General features: G+C 42.0%; 27 protein-coding genes. 6 read left to right on the top strand and 21 right to left on the bottom strand.

Annotation, left to right across the window (positions count from 1 at the left end):
* Positions 1-5 precede the first annotated feature (5 nt).
* From BM161_RS02110 to BM161_RS02095, 4 genes are all read right to left on the bottom strand, one after another.
* The gene (locus BM161_RS02110; protein WP_074930006.1) at positions 6-575 is read right to left on the bottom strand and encodes a tryptophan transporter; all 570 of its coding nucleotides are present in this window, start codon (positions 573-575) and stop codon (positions 6-8) included.
* 72 nt (positions 576-647) lie between these two features.
* Positions 648-1,142, bottom strand: coding sequence for an NAD(+) diphosphatase (locus BM161_RS02105; protein WP_074930004.1), 495 nt, complete (start codon positions 1,140-1,142; stop codon positions 648-650).
* A gap of 96 nt (positions 1,143-1,238) precedes the next feature.
* Entirely contained in the window at positions 1,239-2,267 is a 1,029-nt protein-coding gene (locus BM161_RS02100) for a 3-deoxy-7-phosphoheptulonate synthase (protein WP_074930271.1), read from the bottom strand.
* Between the two features lie 26 nt (positions 2,268-2,293).
* Entirely contained in the window at positions 2,294-3,103 is an 810-nt protein-coding gene (locus BM161_RS02095; protein ID WP_074930002.1) for a prephenate dehydratase, read from the bottom strand.
* A gap of 406 nt (positions 3,104-3,509) precedes the next feature.
* On the opposite strand from BM161_RS02095, the gene BM161_RS02085 reads away from it, so the two are divergent.
* Genes BM161_RS02085 through BM161_RS02065 form a run of 5 tightly spaced genes read left to right on the top strand, consistent with a single transcriptional unit; the run spans position 3,510 to position 6,820 of the window.
* Positions 3,510-4,154, top strand: a complete 645-nt coding sequence (locus tag BM161_RS02085; protein ID WP_074929998.1) for a sulfite exporter TauE/SafE family protein — start codon at positions 3,510-3,512, stop codon at positions 4,152-4,154.
* Between the two features lie 18 nt (positions 4,155-4,172).
* Positions 4,173-5,378 (top strand): 4Fe-4S binding protein, encoded by a 1,206-nt coding sequence (locus BM161_RS02080; protein WP_074929996.1) that lies wholly within the window; start codon positions 4,173-4,175, stop codon positions 5,376-5,378.
* Positions 5,375-5,914: a hypothetical protein gene (locus BM161_RS02075; RefSeq protein WP_074929995.1), complete on the top strand. Its 540-nt coding sequence runs from the start codon at positions 5,375-5,377 to the stop codon at positions 5,912-5,914. The genes BM161_RS02080 and BM161_RS02075 overlap by 4 nt, the downstream gene beginning before the upstream one ends.
* 25 nt (positions 5,915-5,939) lie before the next feature.
* Positions 5,940-6,377: a LytTR family DNA-binding domain-containing protein gene (locus BM161_RS02070; protein ID WP_074929993.1), complete on the top strand. Its 438-nt coding sequence runs from the start codon at positions 5,940-5,942 to the stop codon at positions 6,375-6,377.
* Positions 6,374-6,820 (top strand): DUF3021 family protein, encoded by a 447-nt coding sequence (locus tag BM161_RS02065; protein WP_074929992.1) that lies wholly within the window; start codon positions 6,374-6,376, stop codon positions 6,818-6,820. Before BM161_RS02070 ends, BM161_RS02065 begins: the two co-directional genes overlap by 4 nt.
* Here the strand turns inward: BM161_RS02065 and BM161_RS02060 are convergent.
* Positions 6,798-7,997 carry an LL-diaminopimelate aminotransferase gene (locus BM161_RS02060; RefSeq protein ID WP_074929991.1) on the bottom strand — a complete coding sequence of 400 codons (1,200 nt, stop codon included), beginning with the start codon at positions 7,995-7,997 and terminating at the stop codon, positions 6,798-6,800. The genes BM161_RS02065 and BM161_RS02060 overlap by 23 nt on opposite strands.
* A 9-nt stretch (positions 7,998-8,006) precedes the next feature.
* Positions 8,007-8,927, bottom strand: coding sequence for a diaminopimelate epimerase (dapF, locus tag BM161_RS02055; protein WP_074929990.1), 921 nt, complete (start codon positions 8,925-8,927; stop codon positions 8,007-8,009).
* A gap of 392 nt (positions 8,928-9,319) precedes the next feature.
* On the opposite strand from dapF, the gene BM161_RS02050 reads away from it, so the two are divergent.
* The gene (locus tag BM161_RS02050; protein WP_074929989.1) at positions 9,320-10,522 is read left to right on the top strand and encodes a carbamoyl phosphate synthase small subunit; all 1,203 of its coding nucleotides are present in this window, start codon (positions 9,320-9,322) and stop codon (positions 10,520-10,522) included.
* Here BM161_RS02050 and BM161_RS02045 read toward each other — a convergent pair.
* The 15 genes from BM161_RS02045 to BM161_RS01990 all read right to left on the bottom strand — a co-directional run bounded on the left by BM161_RS02045 (position 10,497) and on the right by BM161_RS01990 (position 19,658).
* Positions 10,497-11,288, bottom strand: a complete 792-nt coding sequence (locus BM161_RS02045) for a TIGR02452 family protein (RefSeq protein ID WP_074929988.1) — start codon at positions 11,286-11,288, stop codon at positions 10,497-10,499. The two genes, BM161_RS02050 and BM161_RS02045, sit on opposite strands and share 26 nt — an antisense overlap.
* Positions 11,289-11,335: 47 nt before the next feature.
* Positions 11,336-13,441, bottom strand: a complete 2,106-nt coding sequence (locus tag BM161_RS02040) for a DUF2779 domain-containing protein (RefSeq protein WP_074929987.1) — start codon at positions 13,439-13,441, stop codon at positions 11,336-11,338.
* Positions 13,442-13,620: 179 nt separating this feature from the next.
* Positions 13,621-15,120 (bottom strand): hypothetical protein, encoded by a 1,500-nt coding sequence (locus BM161_RS02035; protein ID WP_074929986.1) that lies wholly within the window; start codon positions 15,118-15,120, stop codon positions 13,621-13,623.
* Positions 15,121-15,173: 53 nt separating this feature from the next.
* The gene (locus tag BM161_RS14330) at positions 15,174-15,347 is read right to left on the bottom strand and encodes a hypothetical protein (protein ID WP_177206194.1); all 174 of its coding nucleotides are present in this window, start codon (positions 15,345-15,347) and stop codon (positions 15,174-15,176) included.
* 143 nt (positions 15,348-15,490) lie between these two features.
* Positions 15,491-16,102 (bottom strand): leucine-rich repeat domain-containing protein, encoded by a 612-nt coding sequence (locus BM161_RS02030; RefSeq protein WP_074929985.1) that lies wholly within the window; start codon positions 16,100-16,102, stop codon positions 15,491-15,493.
* Between the two features lie 43 nt (positions 16,103-16,145).
* On the bottom strand, positions 16,146-16,922 hold the full coding sequence (locus BM161_RS02025) for a leucine-rich repeat domain-containing protein (protein WP_074929984.1): 777 nt from the start codon (positions 16,920-16,922) through the stop codon (positions 16,146-16,148).
* Between the two features lie 77 nt (positions 16,923-16,999).
* Positions 17,000-17,233 (bottom strand): hypothetical protein, encoded by a 234-nt coding sequence (locus BM161_RS02020; protein ID WP_074929983.1) that lies wholly within the window; start codon positions 17,231-17,233, stop codon positions 17,000-17,002.
* 73 nt (positions 17,234-17,306) lie between these two features.
* Positions 17,307-17,660: a hypothetical protein gene (locus tag BM161_RS02015; RefSeq protein ID WP_074929982.1), complete on the bottom strand. Its 354-nt coding sequence runs from the start codon at positions 17,658-17,660 to the stop codon at positions 17,307-17,309.
* A 35-nt stretch (positions 17,661-17,695) separates the two neighbouring features.
* Positions 17,696-18,079, bottom strand: coding sequence for a hypothetical protein (locus BM161_RS02010; RefSeq protein ID WP_074929981.1), 384 nt, complete (start codon positions 18,077-18,079; stop codon positions 17,696-17,698).
* 19 nt (positions 18,080-18,098) lie between these two features.
* The gene (locus BM161_RS14325; RefSeq protein ID WP_177206193.1) at positions 18,099-18,275 is read right to left on the bottom strand and encodes a hypothetical protein; all 177 of its coding nucleotides are present in this window, start codon (positions 18,273-18,275) and stop codon (positions 18,099-18,101) included.
* Positions 18,276-18,287: 12 nt separating this feature from the next.
* Positions 18,288-18,416 (bottom strand): hypothetical protein, encoded by a 129-nt coding sequence (locus tag BM161_RS14505; protein WP_256380934.1) that lies wholly within the window; start codon positions 18,414-18,416, stop codon positions 18,288-18,290.
* Between the two features lie 15 nt (positions 18,417-18,431).
* Positions 18,432-18,683, bottom strand: coding sequence for a hypothetical protein (locus tag BM161_RS02005; protein ID WP_074929980.1), 252 nt, complete (start codon positions 18,681-18,683; stop codon positions 18,432-18,434).
* A gap of 74 nt (positions 18,684-18,757) precedes the next feature.
* Positions 18,758-19,120 (bottom strand): DUF2493 domain-containing protein, encoded by a 363-nt coding sequence (locus BM161_RS02000; RefSeq protein WP_074929979.1) that lies wholly within the window; start codon positions 19,118-19,120, stop codon positions 18,758-18,760.
* A 73-nt stretch (positions 19,121-19,193) separates the two neighbouring features.
* Complete coding sequence (locus BM161_RS01995) at positions 19,194-19,445, bottom strand: leucine-rich repeat protein (RefSeq protein ID WP_074929978.1); 252 nt, start codon at positions 19,443-19,445, stop codon at positions 19,194-19,196.
* Positions 19,446-19,658, bottom strand: coding sequence for a leucine-rich repeat protein (locus tag BM161_RS01990; protein ID WP_074929977.1), 213 nt, complete (start codon positions 19,656-19,658; stop codon positions 19,446-19,448).
* Positions 19,659-19,701: the final 43 nt, after the last annotated feature.

The raw sequence follows: 19,701 nt of genomic DNA, 5'->3' as shown, positions 1-19,701 counted from the left end.
ACACTTTATTCTGCTTTGTTTTCTTCTTCAATAATTGGTTTCTTGAGTGCTTTCATAAGTGGTACATAAAGTGCACCAACGATGATTGCATTCAAAGTTGCAGTACCAAGTACGATTGGAACATATGCTGCAAGAGCTGATGGATCAGACTTAATGAATACGAAAAGAAGCACAACATAAAGTCCGCCAGAAATTACTGTACTTACGAAAGTTGTAATTGCTGCAAGACCAATCTTCATTCCCTTTGACTTAGCAGGGATAAAAATCAAAAGTCCCATTGCAAGAGCACCTGCTGCTTCAGAAGCAAAGTTCAGGTATGGAGTTCCAGGGAAGAACTGGCAGATTGCACCAGCGATGATACCGATAATCAGGCTGTAGTAAACCTTTGGTCTGATCAAAACAATTGCCATACAGTACATTGCGATAATGAAGTTTGGCTTCATTCCAAAGAAGTTGATAAAAGTTCCAACGAAGAACTTAAGTACAGCGCCGGCTGCAAGTAATACTGCTGTAAGGAGCAGGTCCTGAAGGCTGATGCCTTTTTTTTCTGTCTGAGCTAATTCTCTTTTTTCCATTTTGTTTACCTCGTTACTATAGATAGTAACATATAACATTGTTTCTGTCAACAGAAACAACATAAAAGAAAATTATTTTTTTTCTTCACTAATTGTTTTTACCAGCTGCCAGCCTATGCTGCCTTCTCGCAGAAGTGATAGAGCTTCTCCAAGTTTTACCCATTGTGCAGAATCAACTTCACCGGATAATTTTAAGGATTGTTTTGAGACATTTGCCTTATAGCCCAACATCAGCATTCCACGTTTCTCATAAGGATAACTTTTTATAAACTGCAGCGATTTAACATCCTGTCCAATTTCTTCTTTTACTTCCCGAACAACAGTATCTTCTGCAGATTCTCCAATCTTCATAATTCCAGCAACACATACATATTTTGTAGTCGATACATAATTCTGCTTTAATAAAGCTATCTCTCCACATTCGTTGACCACCGCTGTAATGATACTGGTTGTGAACATATCCCATAAAGGAATTTTACAATTTTCACAATATGGGATAATTCCTTCATCACCAATTTCTTTACCAGTTAATTTAGTTCCACAATGTGGACAATAAGTAAAATGCATTTTTCTACCTCACAATTTTTTTACATATCATAACTGATATCAGATTCTAGGTCTAATAATTTATTTTTATTTTTTTCCAACTCTCAGTTGTTTTAATTATAACTTCTCCGCAATGTCATAAATGAGACGCTCTGTTTTTTCCCATCCAAGACATGGGTCGGTGATGGATTTGCCATAGATGCCTTCGCCGATTTTCTGGCAGCCGTCTTCGATGTAGCTTTCAATCATAAAGCCTTTGACCAGGCGGGCAACGCGGTCGCTGTGGCGGCAGGAATTGAGAACATCCATGATGATGCGGGGCTGCTCGAACGGATTTTTGTTGGAGTTCGAGTGGTTGGTGTCGATGATGACGGCCGGATTTTTGAGCTCGCGTTTGTCGTAGGCATCGCAAAGGCGGACCAGGTCTTCGTAGTGGTAGTTCTGCTGGTTAACGCCGTGCTTGTCTGTTGAACCGCGGAGGATTGCGTGACAGTGCTCGTTGCCTTCTGAGTGGACTTCCCAACCGCGGTAAATAAATGTATGAGGATGCTGAGCGGCAAGGATTGCGTTCATCATAACTGCGTAGTCGCCGCTGGTAGGGTTTTTCATTCCAACCGGGACTTCGATACCGCTGGCTGTGAGACGGTGCTGCTGATCTTCTACTGAGCGGGCGCCTACGGCTACGTAACCAAGCACATCATCGAGATACTGATAATTTTCCGGATAAAGCATTTCGTCTGCGAAGATAAAACCGGTTTCTTCTACAGCACGCATATGCATATGACGGCAGGCTACGATTCCCTTGTAAAGATCCGGTTTCTGACTTGGATCCGGCTGATGAAGCATTCCCTTATAGCCTTCGCCAGTGGTGCGCGGCTTGTTTGTGTAAATGCGAGGCACCATCATAATTTTATCTTTTACCTTTTCCTGAACCGGCACAAGGCGATTCATATAATCAATTACGGCCTCTTCGTTATCCGCAGAACAAGGGCCGAGAATCAAAAGGAGCTTGTTCGAGCGGCCCTCAAAAACTGCACGCAATTCCGCACGCTGCTCCTCAACTATTTTTCCAACTTTTCCCGAAAGCGGGTACTGTTCTTTTACCTCCGCCGGGATTGCTAATCTTTTTTCAAACTGCATATTCATTTCTGAAACCTCCATAATTGTATATCCTAAAATCTCCCCAGTACTTTTAATTTATCGCATCTATAATTCATCTCCGAGAGCATCTGATGATAAGCCGGAGTTCCGTACTCGCCTTCTGCCTCGATGTAAAAATAATAGCTCCAGGCCAGGCCCTTGAGCGGGCGGCTGTGAATTACGCTCATGTTGTAACCGAACTCGCCGAGCTTGTTCAAAACTTTTACCAGAGCGCCCGCTTCATTCTTCACCGCGAACATCAAGATAAAAGTGTTGTTGTCTGAACCGGTTTCTACTCTCTCTCCTTCTTTTTTTGAAAGAATCGCAAAACGGGTTGAGTTGTCCTGATGACCATTTATGCCAGGCTCCAGAATCTCAAGCCCATACAAAGCCGCAGTGTCCGCGCTCGCAATCGCGGCAACTGAAGGGTCCCCGAGCTCCGCCACCATCTTCGCCGCCCGCGCCGTATTCACCGCCTCCTCGACAGCAAAACCGTGCGCCGCAATAAACTCCCCGCTCTGCTCCAGCGCCTGCGGGTGACTCACAACCTTCCGCACGCTCTCCACGCGAGCGCCCTTTACCCCGAGCAGGTTCTGCATCACGTTCAGCGTATAAACGCCGTTCACAAAAAGCGAGCCCTGGAACATAAGGTCCGTAACCTGGCCAACTTCGCCGGCATAAGAATTCTCTATCGGAAGAACGGCGTAGTCGCAATCCCCCTTCTCCACCGCCTCATAAGCCGAGCGGAAATCTCCATACGACTGCAGCTCCTGCTCGGGGAAAATCCGACGTGCCGCGATGTGAGCGAATGCGCCTTCAATTCCGCTATATGCTATTTTCATAAAACCTCCGAAAAAAAAAGCGGTTCTACCCGAAAAGATAGAACCGCTTTTTGTATCAGCTGTATTTTCTACATTCTATGCTTTTCGTACAACGCATCTCTTGCCAAAAAAGTAAAAGGCAAAAAATGAGAAGAAAGCAAATGTAAAAAATGAAATTCCAAAAATCATTGCTGCAATACTAGCGAAAGGAAAATATTTCGTCAATATGTTATTATTTATAGAAACATAATTTTTTGTTATGTGGCGACACTTTTTCACCCCGCCCGTATGCATCTTACACCCCCTATCCTGCATCTTGCCGAAAACCGTATTGTGCGCAGGGCCAGCCGCCCTTATTATGAAAACAGACTTACAAAACGGCCGAACACCGAGAATTCTCGGGCACACGGCTGCTCAAGGAGATCCCATGATTTTAGAAGCAATCTTACTAGGCGCCTCAACCGGCACCTACTGTTCAATGTACTGCGGCCCAGTGCTCATTCCGTTTTTATGCGGCACAGAAAATCCGGGCTACAAACGTAATGCCGGCCTCACAGGCGCATTTCTCGCAGCTCGCCTCGTAACCTATTTTATCCTCGGCGCAGTTTTCGCGGGCCTCGGTTATCTCGTAAACGACTACATCGACCCGGTATTCGCAAGAAAGCTTTCTCTCTTCGCCTACATCTTCAGCGGACTCATCCTCCTGTGTAATTCACTCGGTGTAAGATTCCCTTGGGGCTGTTCACACCAGGGCTGCAAGGTTCCAAAGCTCCGCCACATCGGAAACGACTGGGTAACCGCAGTTGTCGCAGGCCTCGCCGTTGGACTTCACATCTGCCCGCCACTCTGGACTGCAATGACCCGCTCAATTTTCGGCGGCCACGGTATCACAGGCCTTTTCTACTTTGTATTTTTCTATATCGGAACCCTGCCATTCTTTATTCCACTACTCGGCATTCCGTTCATCACAAAAAGAGTCGGCATCATCAGACAGATTTCCCGAATCGCACAGCTTTTGATAAGCCTGTACTTTATTTTCATGCTCGGCCTGATTCCGCTGCTCTTCGGTTAATTTTTTGAGAGGTACAAAATGATTTCAAGCATTATCTTATCTTTTTTAATGTTCTTCACAATTTTGATTTTCGTAGTTTTTTCAAACGGCTTTGCACCTGCCGCAATTGTCTGGGGAGCCTTCCTCTTCTTCCTTTATGTGAGAATGACTTTTTCTGAGCGCAAACGAACCGGAAGCGGAACAATCTACCGCCGCATCTTCCAGACTATTTTTGCAGTAGGCTTCTGCATCGCCTTCATTTCAGATTTATATGCAGAGCGCGGAAGCATGGCAATCACAAATCAGGCAATGAGCAACTCTGAACTGCCCTTCTGTCACATCGCAATTCCACAGGTACTCATTCCTCTTCTGATTACAAAATCAATCATCTTCCCTGCAAGAATTACCGGCCACTACGCAGCAGTTGCAAGCATGTTTTTAATCTGGCTTATCTGCACAATCACAATCGGCCGCGGCTGGTGCAGCTGGGTTTGCTTTTACGGCGGATGGGAAGACGGCTTTTCACGAATCGGAAAAAAGCGCCGCATCAACCTGCTTCCAAAAAACAAAGAGATCCGTGAGTTCAGCTTTGCCTTTCTGTTCTTCATCGCACTTGCGTCTTTGTGTGAGCTTGCCTGCGTTTACTGCGAATGGTTCTGTCCGTTCAAGCTCGTCACAGAGTACAGTCCTGTAAACTCAATTCCAAGTCTGATTGCAACAATTCTTTTCGTAGGACTTTTTGTCGGCCTTGTTATCGTGCTTCCGATTCTCACAAAAAAGAGAACCCAGTGCAGCGCCCTCTGTCCATTCGGAGCCTTTGCTTCACTCACAGACCGCCTGAGCTTTTTTGCAATTAAGATTGATACAGACAAATGTGCGGGCTGCATGAAGTGTGCAACTGCCTGCCCGTTCTGCGCAATCGACATCAAAACAATTCAGGATAAAAAAGGCCGTCCGGAACTCACCTGTGCAAAATGCGGTGAATGTATCGGTGCCTGCCCGAACAAAGCAATCTCTTACGAATTCCGTTTCAATCTGAAAAAAGGCGGCTGCAACTGCGGCTCAAAATCATCAGCTCCAAAAACAAAGTTCGGTCGCGTAATTCAGGAGCTTTTGCAGCCAGCACAGCTTTTCCGATACGCTGCCTTCACCTTCTCGGTAATCATGTCTTCCGGTTTTATGGTAAAAGCCCTCAATCTGATTTTCAGCCCGCTCGCCGCAATAATTTCTGGAGGTGCAAAATGAGAAAACTGAAAAAGCTTTTTATTACAATCGTCTGCTTCTGGGGAATTGCGATTTTCTTTATGGCATCCTCAAATCTTTCTGATGCGCTTGGAAAAGTGCTTCATGTTCATCCCTCTTATACCGGAGGGGATATTGCAAAGGTGATTACAGAACCGACCGGTGCACCACAGCTTGCACGCTACACCGTTCACAAGCCTGTCACAAATGCAAAGTGGCAGCAGAACGCCGAATACTGGCAGCTCGTTCTGGACTTTAAGGAAGGAGTGATTGCAGACAAGCAGAACTTCAAAATCAAAATTGAACTGCCGGAAGTTTTCGAAGTTCAGATTCAAAATAATGAAGGACGCGTTTACGACAACAACGGAAATTACATCTGCAACACAGAGCTTTATATTCTGAACGATAACTCTCAGCTCAAGCTCCGTATTCCTCTTCAGGACAAGCGGCTGCAGAAAGTTCTAGGTGCCGCAACAACTCACCACACGATTATTTTTGAAGATGATGAGGCTTCATTTGAAATCAATATGAAAAACTAAAAATTGATGTTACAATAGATTCATAATGAAAGTTACTATTCTTGAAAAACAGGCCGGCGAAGAAGACGAGCTGATTGTAAAATGCGATTACCTAGATGATAGCCTCACCAAGCTGATTAATCAGTTTAAGGGCAGCAAGGGCAAAATGAATTTTTACAAGGATTCCAAAATCGTTTTTGTTGAGCCGGAGGAAGTTCTTTATTTTGAATCTGTTGATGACTCGGTTTTTGCTTACACCAAAGACTGTGTTTATGAAACTCGATCTAAATTATACCAGCTGGAAGAGGAGCTGCCTGCAAATATCTTCTTCCGTGCCAATAAGGCAGTCATCGTGAATCTGGATAAAATCGACAGCCTTGCTCCGATTTTCGGCGGACGCTTTGAAGCTATTTTACAGAACGGCTACAAGGTTGTGATTTCACGAAATTATTTAAACACACTCAAGGAGTTACTCGGCTTATGAAAGTTTCTGATAATAAACATGAAATGATTTCTGAAATGATAAATATCACCACCCGCGTCGTAACTATGATTTTTATTATCATAACGATTTCTTCAATACTCGCAGGCGATGCAAAAACAATCCGCTTCGGGCTTGAAGATATTGCCGGCGTTCTTCTGATGGGACTCACCTCGGGTGTTGGATTTGGAGTTTTCTACATCAAAAAAAATATGAGCGCAAAGCTGATTGCGATTGTTCAGATTTTTTATTTTCTGATTTTGAATGCAGTACTCCTTTTGATTGGTCTGAACCTTGGCTGGTTTAAAAAAGAAATCCCCTCGCTTGTGGCGATGGAGATTATGTTTATCGTAGTCTACTTTGTTGTAACTCTGCTGGTTTATCTTGTCGACTTCAATGAAGCCAAAAAGATAAACCAGAAACTTAACGACCGAAAGAAGCTTTAATTCTTTCGATTGCTTCGATTGTTCTTTCGCGGCTGCCAAAGCCTGTAAGGCGGAGGTAGCCCTCGCCCATCTTTCCAAAGCCGCTTCCCGGAGTTCCAACTACCTGGCACTCTTCGAGAAGTTCGTCGAAGAAGCTCCAGCTTGTAAAGCCTTCCGGAATCTGAAGCCACACGTATGGAGAGTTCTTTCCACCAAAAGCCTTAAAGCCTGCCGCACTTACGCCTTCAAAAATCAGGCGTGCGTTTTCGCGGTAGAACGAAAGATTTTCCTGAATCTGTTTCTGGCCTTCTTCAGAATAAATTGCCTCGGCAGCACGCTGGGTAACGTATGAGACACCATTGAACTTTGTTGACTGGCGGCGGAACCAAAGCGCATTCAACTCAGTGCCGTCAAAAACAAGTTCGTGAGGAACTACTGTGTAACCACAGCGCAAACCTGTAAAGCCCGCAGTCTTTGAGAACGAACGAAGTTCAATAGCGCATGACTTTGCACCTTCGATTTCATAAATAGATTTTGGAACATCAGGTTCTGTAACAAACGCTTCGTATGCAGAATCAAAAAGAATCAGGCTGTGATGAGCGTTTGCATAATCTACCCACTGCTTGAGATAGTTCTTAGGAGCCACAGTTCCGGTCGGGTTATTCGGGAAACACAGATAAATGATATCAGGAACAGCATCGCCCTCTGCCGGGAGCGCAGGCAGGAAGTTAGTCTCGGCGCTGCAAGGAAGAATTATAATTTTGTCCTTACGGCCGTTCATAATATTTGTGTCAATGTAAACAGGATAAACCGGGTCACAAATTGCAACAGTGTTATCAGTTGCAAAAATATCGCCGATGTTTCCGCAGTCTGACTTAGCACCATCAGAAAGGAAAATCTCATCGAGCTTGATGTCGATTCCGCGCTTAGTGTAATCCCATTCCAGAATCTTTTCGCGAACAAAATCGTATCCCTGCTCTGGCGGATATCCGCGGAAAGTTTTCTCATCAGCCATTTCATCCACTGCCTTGTGCATTGCATCGATTACAACCGGGCAGAGAGGCTTTGTAACATCACCAATCGAAAGCTTAATAACATCGCTGTCCGGGTGTGATGCGATGAACTCGCGGGTCTTTTTATTTACTGTAGAAAAGAGGTAGCTCGCCTCCAAGTCTAAAAAGTTTTTGTTGATTTTCATTTTATTCTCCTATAATTCAACATCACCTGTGAAAACATTTTCTGCCGGACCCGTCATAAATACGCTGTCTGTTTCGTTACCGCTCCACTGAATCTCAAGATCTCCACCAAGCAGATGCACAGTAATTTTCTCACCCGCATCAACAAGGCCGTTCAGAATTGCCGCTACAACAGTTGCACAGGTCCCGGTTCCACAGGCAAGAGTCTCGCCTGTTCCTCGCTCCCAGACCCGCATCCAGATTGTGCGACGGTCTTCAACGTAAGCAAACTCTGTATTTGTTCGTTCCGGGAAAAACTTGTCGTTTTCAAAAAGCGGCCCAATTTCGCAAACTGGAAACTCAGAAGGCTTTTTATCAATGAACACAACCGCATGAGGATTTCCCATTGAAACGCAGGTAGTTTTGTATTCAACACCGCCGATAGTCAGAGGATAGGAAATTACGTGACTCTCATCGGTGGTTGAGTAGGCCGAAGGCCGTATCGAAACCACATTTATATCCACCGGAATCTTTTCCGCTTCCAGAATCGGGCGTCCCATATCAACCGAAAGCTTAGTCACCTTATCCCCTGGCTCTCCACTAACTACCGTTAGTTTTTTTACAGCGCCCATAGATTCAGCAGTAAACTCGCGGCCACAGGCACTTCCGCATTCCTTAGTGTAACCTGCATCATAAACATATTTTCCAACACAACGGATTCCATTGCCACACATCTGGCTTCGGCTTCCGTCGGCATTGTACATCACCATTTCAAAATCAGCCTTAGTACCTTTTTTGATGATAATGATTCCATCACCGCCGATTCCAAAATGACGATCAGACAACTTTATGGCTGCCTGCTTTTCGCCTTCAGCTCCGCCCGGAAAATCATTCTTCGTACAATCAAAATAAATATAGTCGTTTCCACAACCATGCATTTTTGTAAACTTCATGCGGCCTCCTTCCCCGGCTGCAAAACCGGAGCAAAAAAAAAGAGGCCGTAGACACAAATCTTCCAAAAGAAGATTTATATCTACGACCTCTTTGTCGTCTAATGTGTTTTAACTTTTCAATTATAAAATGTCAATAGTAGTTCTAAAATATACTACTATTTACTATTGACGATAATTCTCTTCCGCTGTATAACATTAAAGAACAAAGACGTTCATTCGATTTGAGGACTTATTGTCCCCAGATGGAGTGAACGTCTTTTTTTTTGTTCATGCTGACATCAGTTAAACTGATGCAGCATAACATAATCATATAAGGATGCTTTCGCACCTTATAAATCAGCTTCAGGCCGACAATCTTTGATCGCGGCCTAACCCATAGAGGAAGTCAATTTATGCAAACTGCATATCTTATTCTGGCAGACGGCACATTATTCGAAGGAAAATCAATAGGTGCAAGCGGTATGACAATCGGTGAAACAGTCTTTACCACTGGAATGACCGGCTACATCGAAACACTCACAGACCCAAGTTACTACGGCCAGATTGTTACCCAGACCTTCCCGTTAATCGGAAATTATGGCGTAATGCCACAAGACTTTGAAAGCTCAAAGTCCTGGGTGCGCGGCTATGTAGTCCGCGAGCTCTGTGACCAGCCTTCAAACTTCCGCTGCGGCGGCACCCTCAGCGACTTCCTTAAATCTCAAAACATTATCGGCATCTGCGGCATAGACACCCGCGCCCTCACTAAACGCCTACGCGAATCTGGAGTTATGAACGGCATGATTATCAGCGGCGTAGACACATGCCCTGCCGTAACCGAAGAACTCTTAAAAGAAATCAAAGCATATAAGATTGAACAGGCTGTTGAAAGTGTTCAGCAGAACACTGACGGGGGCGTTACGGGGGTGTCCCCCGTAGAGAGGGTAGCGACCAACGAAGTGGGCGCGCAGGGGGAAACTTCCCCCTCAAAATCTATCGTCCTCTGGGACTTCGGCGCAAAGGCCAACATTCAACGCGAACTTGAAAAACGAGGCTGCCGCGTAAAAGTAGTACCTTGCACAACCACAGCAGACGAAATCCTCGCGCTCAAACCGGACGGACTCATGCTCAGTAACGGCCCAGGCGACCCGGCCGACAATGTACAGATAATTGAAGAGTTGAAAAAGATTTGTGAATACGACAAGCAGATGGTTTCGATACGGTCTTCGACCTACTCAACCACCGAAGACGACTCAACCAGCAGAGTTATCCCAATCTTCGGAATCTGCCTTGGTCACCAGATGCTCGCTCTTGCGCGTGGCTGTAAAACCAGCAAACTCAAATACGGTCACCGCGGTGGTAACCATCCTTGTAAAGACACTGAAACTGGTCGCGTCTACATCACAAGCCAAAACCACGGCTACGCTGTAGAAAATGCCTCACTGCCATCATACGCAAAAATGAGCTTCTTCAACGTAAATGACGGCACCGTAGAAGGCATCACCTACACCGACATTCCGGCCTTCAGCGTACAGTTCCATCCGGAAGCCTGCGGCGGTCCTCACGATACAAACTTTTTGTTTGACAGATTTATGTCTCTAATAAATATTTGTTAAAGACCTCGTAATTAGTCCAGTCATCCTTGCAGGCTACTGCGAACTCAATGCATTTAAAATATCCGTTAAACTCATCCACAATTTTCTTTGCCGCCTTCGCTACAATCTCAGGATTATTTCTGAAAGCCCCGCAGCCGAAAGCTCCTAGAATCAGAGTTGTGCAGCCATTTTTCAGCGCAACTGAAAGAATCCGTCGCCAGCGTTTCACATGCAAAGCAAAAAGTTCATCGTCCGAAATATCCTCATCATATAAATCCGGAGCTGCACAGGTCAAAACATTAACGTTGAACCACTCGCTTTTATCCAGGAGCTTCATTTCCGAATCATCACTTTTAAAGACCGTAACACCCGTACTATAAATCACATCGTCTGTTGCAAGCGGGTCGTCATCATCAATGTGCTTGTCGTAAAAATCCTGACGCATTTCATCAGTTGAAATAGCGGCGTACAGTGTAGACAGACGGCAAAGACTTTCCTCCTGAGCTCTCGCACCATAAATTACGCCGCCACCAGGTTCAAAACTATTCGCAAAATTCAAAACGCCTACAGATTCGTTATTGTACGCTTCCGCCGCCTGGAAGCTTCGTTTTTTACTCACAACGATTTTTGTCTCAAATTTCGGCTTTATATCAGAAATGTCGACTTCATCTTCTTCCAGGTACAGTTTTTGGTTCGCCAGTGTAAACTCCACAGATGCTTTCAGTGTTTCATCTGTCGAATACAACTTCATTGTGTCTTTAAAAACATCTTTAAAAAAATCACACATATAAGTCTCCAATTATTTTTTATAAAAATACAGTTCTGCACACTTAATTATAAACCACACACCTGTGCGAAATACTCCCATACCAGGACCATCGCCATCGTATCAAGCTCGCAATAACGGAGCAAAGCCTGTTCGATGGTCTTTTTGTGCACATCACTTGAAAGAGTACTTTCCCCAAAGGTCTGAAGGTAGCGGTAAATAACAAGCGGAAGACCACCATTATTGATTTGTGTATTCGCATTAAAACCTGCATCCTCGTCCTCTTCTTCGGAAAGCTGTTTGCGTAACTGCGCTTCAGTCAGGTTGCCTTCTTTTGCGATTTCACGAATAATCGGCTCTTCAAGTTCTTTCAGGTGTGGAAGTACTTTGTACGGATTTTTTACATCACCATTCTCGTCTTTAACAAGCAGAGCGATTGCGTTTTCGCTCGTGTAGTTCAAACTTTTGATTTCCGAGCCATAGATTGGATTACCGTATTTTTGCTGTAAATACGAGCTGCTTTTGAGTACTGCCGGAAGCACCTGCTTGATTGAATTTGAACCTTTCATGCTTGGATGCCAGTAGTATTTTTTTACAACGGCACACAAGTCAATCATGTCGCGTTCACCTTTACGTTCTCCATAATTCGTGATTGTCTCGATAAACGCCATCAACTCTTCCTTGTCCGCTTCTCTGGAATATTCCAGCTGGTCATGAATGCCGTTTAGAATCGTATTTTCGTGCTGCGCATAGCGGAAAACGGAACCATTGTCTTTTTCAAGCTGTCTTTTAAGTTCTCGGACAAAAGCAAAATTTGGGAATTCGCCCGGCTCTATGTTCAAAAACTGTCCCGCATGTTCAATCCGTCCGTCTTCATAAATGACATGATGAGAAAACTGAAACGCAACATTTTCAAACGGTCTCATTTTCGCATGATATGGAAGTGCAGAACTGGTCGTCTCAAAGTCAATCATGTGAAGTGGATAAACCCACGACTGCATTTCTTCTCTCAGTGCGTCTTTCAAAATATACGGTTCAGTACGGTTTTGATTTACGCTATCAATCTGAAGCCATTTGCGTTCCTTGTTAGACAGCGCATTGCCATCACTTTCTTCTCGAGGATATATTTTTTCGGTGATGTCGCTGATAAAATAAAGTCCTTTTTCTATCCATTTGTTTTTGGTGTTATTACCAGACAATCCCGTTCCATTCAGTTCTTTTATCGAAGGCTTTTCAAAATCAGCGTCGGTAAAATTCGCCATTTTTCGCCAGCATTCTTCATAGCCGCTCTTTTTTCCGGATGCCCTTCCTTCATCACTCAATGTAAACGGACATTTGAAACATTTTGAACTGAGCGCGCAATAGACTTTTTCATTATTTACATATCGTTCTGCCTGCTCTTCTATAAAATCAACAAACGGCTTTCCCAGGAAATCCATCTGCTCGCAGGTTCTTCCCGCAATAATAAGGTCACATTCTTCATCTACATCGAACTGATGAATGACATGAGTATGATTGCTTTCCAAAACATCATATGCATCTGGAATAATTTCAGCGTAAGACCGTCCATTTTTATCGCTCTTGATTCTGAACAGGCTGTTCAACCGGGGAATATCGTTCACTTTTGTTTTATCTGCAAGCATAAGAGCTGCATGAACTGTATAATCCTGATTTGGATAAAGCTCTTTAAGCGCATTTGTGATAACCCATTTCTGAAAGGCGACATCGTACACATAATCACGGATAGATGATTCTATAGTAATCAAACCGTCTCTGTTTTTTTTAGAGAATGATTTTCCTTCTGCCCATGATTTTGCTTTTACTTCAATGAGTGTGATTTTATTTCCGTTTTTCTGCACAATGTCGGCGCGAACAAAGCAGTTTTTATATTTGAACGCAGCCTCCGCAATGTTCACCTTTTCCTGCTTGAACAGTTCTTTTGTACGCTCCAAAGGCTCATCATAACCGGAAAGATCTTTCAAATCGTTTTCTTCGGGAACTCCACTATAGATTTTTGCGATTGCTCCAACCTGAAAACCACCTTCCGCAAGAGACTTCAAAAAATCATCGTCTGCACTTTGATTTTCATACTCATTGTTTCTCATGTAATATGCCTGCATTGGGCAGTGCATCGCTGTCTTAAAAGCTGATTTTGTGAATAATTTGGTATTCATTTTATTTCCCCAGGATAGAAAATAACAATAACTTTTTCACTCCAAATTCTTTCAATTATTAACTCCTCATAATATAGAATATACTACGAAGGTATTCCCATTTTACGGGAATACCTTCGTTTATTCATAAAATCTTATTTGGAAGATGAGAATTATAATCGAATGTTATTGTCAGTTTTTTACCTATTGCCTCTTCGAGAATTTTCATTTCTATCCATCAATTCATATCTTCTGTCCAGTTTCAAAAGTTCATTATAAAGAGAATCTCGTAACGGATTCAGTACGTTTGAAAGATAATCATAAACAGTATTGTACCACTTCTCTTCTGAACGCAAATTAACCATTCCCAGTTCATCCAGAGAATTAATTACCAAATCTGAAATTTTAATCAACGTAGGAAGCGAATTAATTTTTGCGCGTAAATCATTTTCAAGTGGAATCATATGGTCAATTGAAATACCTTTCCATGCAATACTTGTTTTTTCAAGAATGATTTTATTTTTTGATGTTCTTGTGTAAAGCGGGAAAATACCGTCGTTAAATACCACAAGAAAAGTTCCATCCTTGAGATATTGCATTTTCTGAACATCTTTAAAGAGACGTACATCATTTTCATTTGGTCCCACAATAATACGCATTTCGTTTAAATCATCTTCCAGAAGAGAATTCCAGCGTTTATCTTTAGCTGCTGAAAATAATTTTTTAGGAAGTCTTGTTAGATATAAAAGACCATTTTGTCCGCCAAAATTTGGATACCATCTGTTTTGTGTATTCATTCGGAACTTGAATTTACTCATCAGTTCTTTATGATTAAGTTCAGAAATAACCGTACTATCTGGAATTTCTGCTACTGCAACTGGCATCGTTTTTGAAGGTTCTGATTGAGGCTCTGGAATCAGATTCTGTTCTTCAATAAGTTCATCTTCATCAAGTTCTCCATACTTTGATTCAAGAAAATCTATGAACTGGTTAAAACCGCTCTGTCGGTTGTTCCAGTCTTTTTTATCTGTGCCTTTTGCCTTCTTTTTCTGTTCGTTAAGGAAAATACTTGTTAGATTATAAAGATTTGATTCTTTTGCGAAGTTATCATCGATATAAAATAACGGGAAATTCTGGAACCAGTTTTTGCCAAAAACTTTATTTATTTCTCGCGCAAGCGCTTTAATATAGGACTTGTAACTTGAGGCAGAGCCTTTTGAACCAACAATTTTTTCTTCAAGAAGCCATACACCAAACTCATCAATAAGAAGGTCAAAATTATTTTTTGAAGTTGAAGCGCTTTTTTTCACAGCCTTTTTATTATTTTTGCCGGTATTAGGATATGGCAAAGTTTTTATCAGGTAGCGCGAAAATGATTCTTTTGAACCTCTGTTATTTGTAAAATTAACATCATCACATAATATATGTAAATGAAGACGTGATGGATCATCACTTCGTGTAGACAACTGTGTATCTGTAAATGTATTTGCTGGAATACAAAAAACATTTATTTCTTGTAAATTCCAATCATTTAATATAAGCCACCAATCCTGTTTTAGGCAAACAATTTCCGGATTAGCCCAATAAACTGGAGCTTTAGGGGTTGAATTTCTACTTGCATAGGTGCAGTTATTTTTGTTAACAGGAATACCGTTCATTATACAAAGATTAATTGCTTCTGATTTTTTAAGATTTTTCATTATTTTTCTCCTTTGATTTATTATATTACAAGTTTATGTTTATAAAAAAACTTTTAATCCACAACCCAACCGGCTTCGATCATTGCTTCAAGGTTGCTGAAGGTTGCAATAACTTCTTCTATTGGAAGAGGCATCCATCCTGAGCCGTCTATGCTCTGAAGCATACAGCCATTCCCTGCAATTTCGCGGGTTGTGTTTTTAAGTTCTTCACTCCAAGCTCTTTCCATCGCAAACTCCTTATTCTTTCTTTCAGAATAATGTAGACAAATTGGTTCTCATTTTGTGAAAAAATAGCCTGTTTTTAACAATTTTCGAAAGCAAAATGTCAAATTCGAAACTGAAGATAAAGGATAATTCTATTTAAGCTTTTTTACTTTTGGTTAAAAATTTCTCCATCAGTACATTTTATTTTTGCACTGCGCTTGTTCAGCCAATGAGTGCTCATAGTATTTTTCCAGTTTTCAATAGTACCTTCGTATTTTAATTCATCTATGTAATAACCTTTTTTTGAAAAATCAACAGTACAATCAGAACAATGAAGCCTTCTTATATTCAAAAATGCTCCTCTTGTATTGATTTTATCAAATTCAAAAATAGTACCGTCATAAAAAATGTCATCTAAACCACAACCATAAAAAGCCCAGGTTTGTATTTCTTTTAGAGATTTTGGCAAGATTACATTTTTTAATAAGGAAGAACCAGAAAAAGCGTGTATACAAATTTTCTTAAGATTCTTAGAAAAATGCACTTGTTGTAACTTTCTGCAGCATTGAAATGCTTTCGGGCCAATGAGTTCTACAGAATCAGGCATGTCTATTGTTTCAACATCTTTCAAATCTGTTGTTCTAAAACATATTGTTTTATCTAAAGAAATACCATCTCTCATCCAATCATCATGAAACCCTTGTACTACTATAGCTCTTGTTCCCTCAGGAATGACAACGTTCTTTTTATCCCCTTCGTAATAATTCAAACCTTCCATTCACATCTCCTTGTATATACATGCTTATTATTTTATGCAGTCCCTACAGAGCTACCTCGCCGTCTGAACATTTCACAACCTTTGCGGGAACATCTTCGCGCCAAGTCTCGAATTTGAATCTTGGCATGGCTTTCCATTGCGCCATCGTGCCATAAAAAACAACTTCCGCAAGAGCTTTGCAGCCCTTAAAGGCATCATAATCAATAAACTCCACACTCTCAGGTATTTCCATAGATTTAAGCAATGCGCAGTCCATAAACGCTTCATAGCCGATTGTTTTCACGCCCATAGGTATCTTCACTGATAAAAGAGATTTACAGCTATCGAACGCGCGCTTACCGATTACCGTCACACTTGGAGGGATTACCACTGCCTCAAGCGAGGCGCAATTACAGAACGCATCCTCGCCAATTTCCGTAACGCCCTCAGGAATTACAACGCTGGTAGCTTTTTTGTCGAGGCAAACCTCAAGAAAGCCGTCTTCCACTATGAGAACAGGCTTCTGCCATTCTCCGTCTGAACATTTCACAACCTTTGCTGGTATAAAGTAGAGCAAATCAATTTTGCCCTCCACAGCTTCCCATTGTGTCTTCGTGCCACCGAACTCCACTGTTTCAATCGATGTACAATGTTTGAATGCCAAATAACCGATTTTCTTTATGCTCTCGGGAATTACCACCGACTCCAGCGTTACGCAGTCATAGAACGCGCGCGAATGGATTTCCGTAACACCCGCAGGGATTACTACATTCACAACGTCCTTATTACAGCTTGTTACAACACCATCTTTAATTGTTAAACTATTATTCTCACTTGCCATTTACAAAAACTCCTTATGATAAACTTATTTCCTTCTTATATTGTATCACAGATTTTCAGTTCTCATGCAGAAAATCTCTAATCCACAACCCAGCCGGCTTCAATCATTGCTTCAAGGTTGCTGAAGGTTGCAATAACTTCTTCTGTTGGAAGAGGCATCCATCCTGAGTCTTCAATTCCATGGATTTCTATGCTTCCGTTTCCGGCCGAAACATAAATACCGCTTTTCCCGTCTATGCTCTGAAGCATACAGCCAGTCCCTGCAATTTCGCGGGTTGTGTTTTTAAGTTCTTCACTCCAAGTTCTTTCCATCGCAAACTCCTTATTCTTTCTTTCATAATAATATAGATAAGTTGTTCTCCACTTTGTGAAAACATTGTCTGTTTTACTCAGAATAAGCGTCGCAGTCAGTACAATGAATAATACGCACATAATCCATAATCCAACTGTCGCCGAAGTAGCCATTCAGAGCTTCTCCAGTAGAGGCATAAGTCAATTCTTCAACCCAAAATGGCTTTTTTTCAAAATCGATTGTGCAATCGTTGCATATAATTTTTTTGATGGTGACAGGAGTTCCATCAGCGTTTTTTATTGAAAGCAAAGCCTTAATATTTCTTCTTGCCAGCAACCAGACCGAACCTTCATAGACAAGCTCTTCAATATTGTTTATGCCCTTGGAAATAACCACATTTTCCATGTCGCCGTCGTTAGTTTTTAACATTCCGTTTTCTATTAACAAAATTATCTCCTCCTTTTTTTTTAATCGAGCTTTAATTACCTGTCTTTAAACCACTCTCCGTAAAGAGTGAGCCATTTGGGTTTTGGGTCATCGTCGTAATAGTAGTCTGGAAGCATCATTTCGTGTTTAAAGGCAATCTTTATGCCTTTTTTTAAGCGAAAGACCTTCCATGGGCTTTTCTCAAGGATCTTTTTTGCTTCTTTGAAAGACCCCCATGTCCACTCAGGATCTACATTAAATGATATCATAGGCATGAGATCACATTCGTTTCCATACCCGTCTTTGTGAACCGGGCCAATTACGATGCCGTTGTAGTTTTTAACATACTCAAGCCCCAGGAAGAATCTTTTTTCATCTTCCGGGGTTACGGCAGCAAGTATTTCTTTTAAGCAGCGTTTTTTTGCATTAATACAATTCATAAGCTATTCCTCCTGATAATTAAGCGCCCAGAAGCCATGGACCAAGCTTTGATAAGCCCCAAATAGCCCCAGCGATGGCAAGCGGAATTGCAAAGTATTTGATTACACCAAGCAATGCAACAAAAAGCTCTCCAAATTTTACGATAAATGCACCAATAATTATTATAAGTACTGTTAATAAAAGAAATGATTCCATAAGACTCTCCTTTTACATATGTTCCCAAATTGTCCATACAATCCATACGATTCCAAGAATTACAAGAAGCTTAAAACCTACATAAGGAATCGAACCCGCTGTCTGCAGCCCCTGTCCGAGCCAATTCATAAAACCAGTCATACCACGCCCCTTATATTAGAACTTGAAACATTCGAACAGGCTGTTTGATTTTTTTGAGTCGGACCCCGGTTTTGGAGATGGTTCAGATATTTGCTGAACAGGCATGTCTGAAACATTGCCTGACCATTTTGAAGTCTGATGCCCGTCTAAAGCATCAGCAATTCTTTCCAGTGCACGAACCTTTCTGATTTCCAGTTCGTCCATATCGTACTGGGTGTAGTGATGCCCCGCACCCCAGTCCCTTGGTTCATTTACAATATTTGACATAAGTGCCGCCTCCTGATTTAGCTGTATATATATAATAAATAAGTTGGTCCTATCTATGTGAAAATCCTAAATTTTTAATTTTTGACAAGTTTGTAGTTTTTATTATTTTTTTTACATAAATCGATATCATTTTTTGTACCGGTTGAAATACCATCCCACAGGATAAGAACACAATTCGCAGCCGCAACCATATCGGCATTACGGCGATGACCAGCCCCACGGCCATAGCGGGCCCAGTCTGCCTTATGAGTTTCAACAGGCACACCATTAGCAATAGCCCAGGCTTTACCCATAGCATCCACGCCTTTTGCACCACCTTCGATTAAAGTGAGGTCTGAAAGCGGAAAATCTTTTTCAGCAATAAGGGCTGAAATTTGTTCTGAAACCCATGCTGCATCTGTAATTGAACGGCTACCACAAACTAAAAGTTTTGTCATAAAAAAATCTCCTTATAACATATAGTATAGTAAGGTATCATTCCCAGGTTTAGGGAATGGCATATTCTTTGCTCTAAAGAGCAACCTCTCCGTCAGAACATTTCACAACCTTTGCAGGAACAACTCCGATCCAATAACTGTCCTTTTGCACAGCTTCCCATTGAGCCATTGTGCCGCCGAACTCAACTTTTTCAAGCGAGTCGCACCAATCGAACGCCTCCCCACCAATTGCCTTAATGCTCGCTGGAAGTACAAGTGTTGAAAGTGATTCGCAGTGTTGAAATGCCCATAGACCGATATACACAACGCCTTCTGGAATTACCACCTACGAAAGCGATTCGCAGCCAGAGAATGCCCCAGCGCTGATTTCAATAACCCCCTTTGGAATTTCTACTGTTGAAAGGCATTCACAGCAAGTGAAAGAATAGAAGCCGATTTCTGTAACGCCATCGGGTATTACAACGCTCCTTGCATAACTGTCGATGCACTTTACAACTACACCATCTTCTATTAATAAAGTTTCATTTTCGTTTGTCATTTAAAACCTCCTGACCTGTTATTTTTTAATAATCAAAACCTTC

The organism is Treponema bryantii, from assembly GCF_900113965.1.
Classification (GTDB): domain Bacteria; phylum Spirochaetota; class Spirochaetia; order Treponematales; family Treponemataceae; genus Treponema_D; species Treponema_D bryantii_A.
This window is presented reverse-complemented; position numbering and strand designations above follow the sequence as displayed.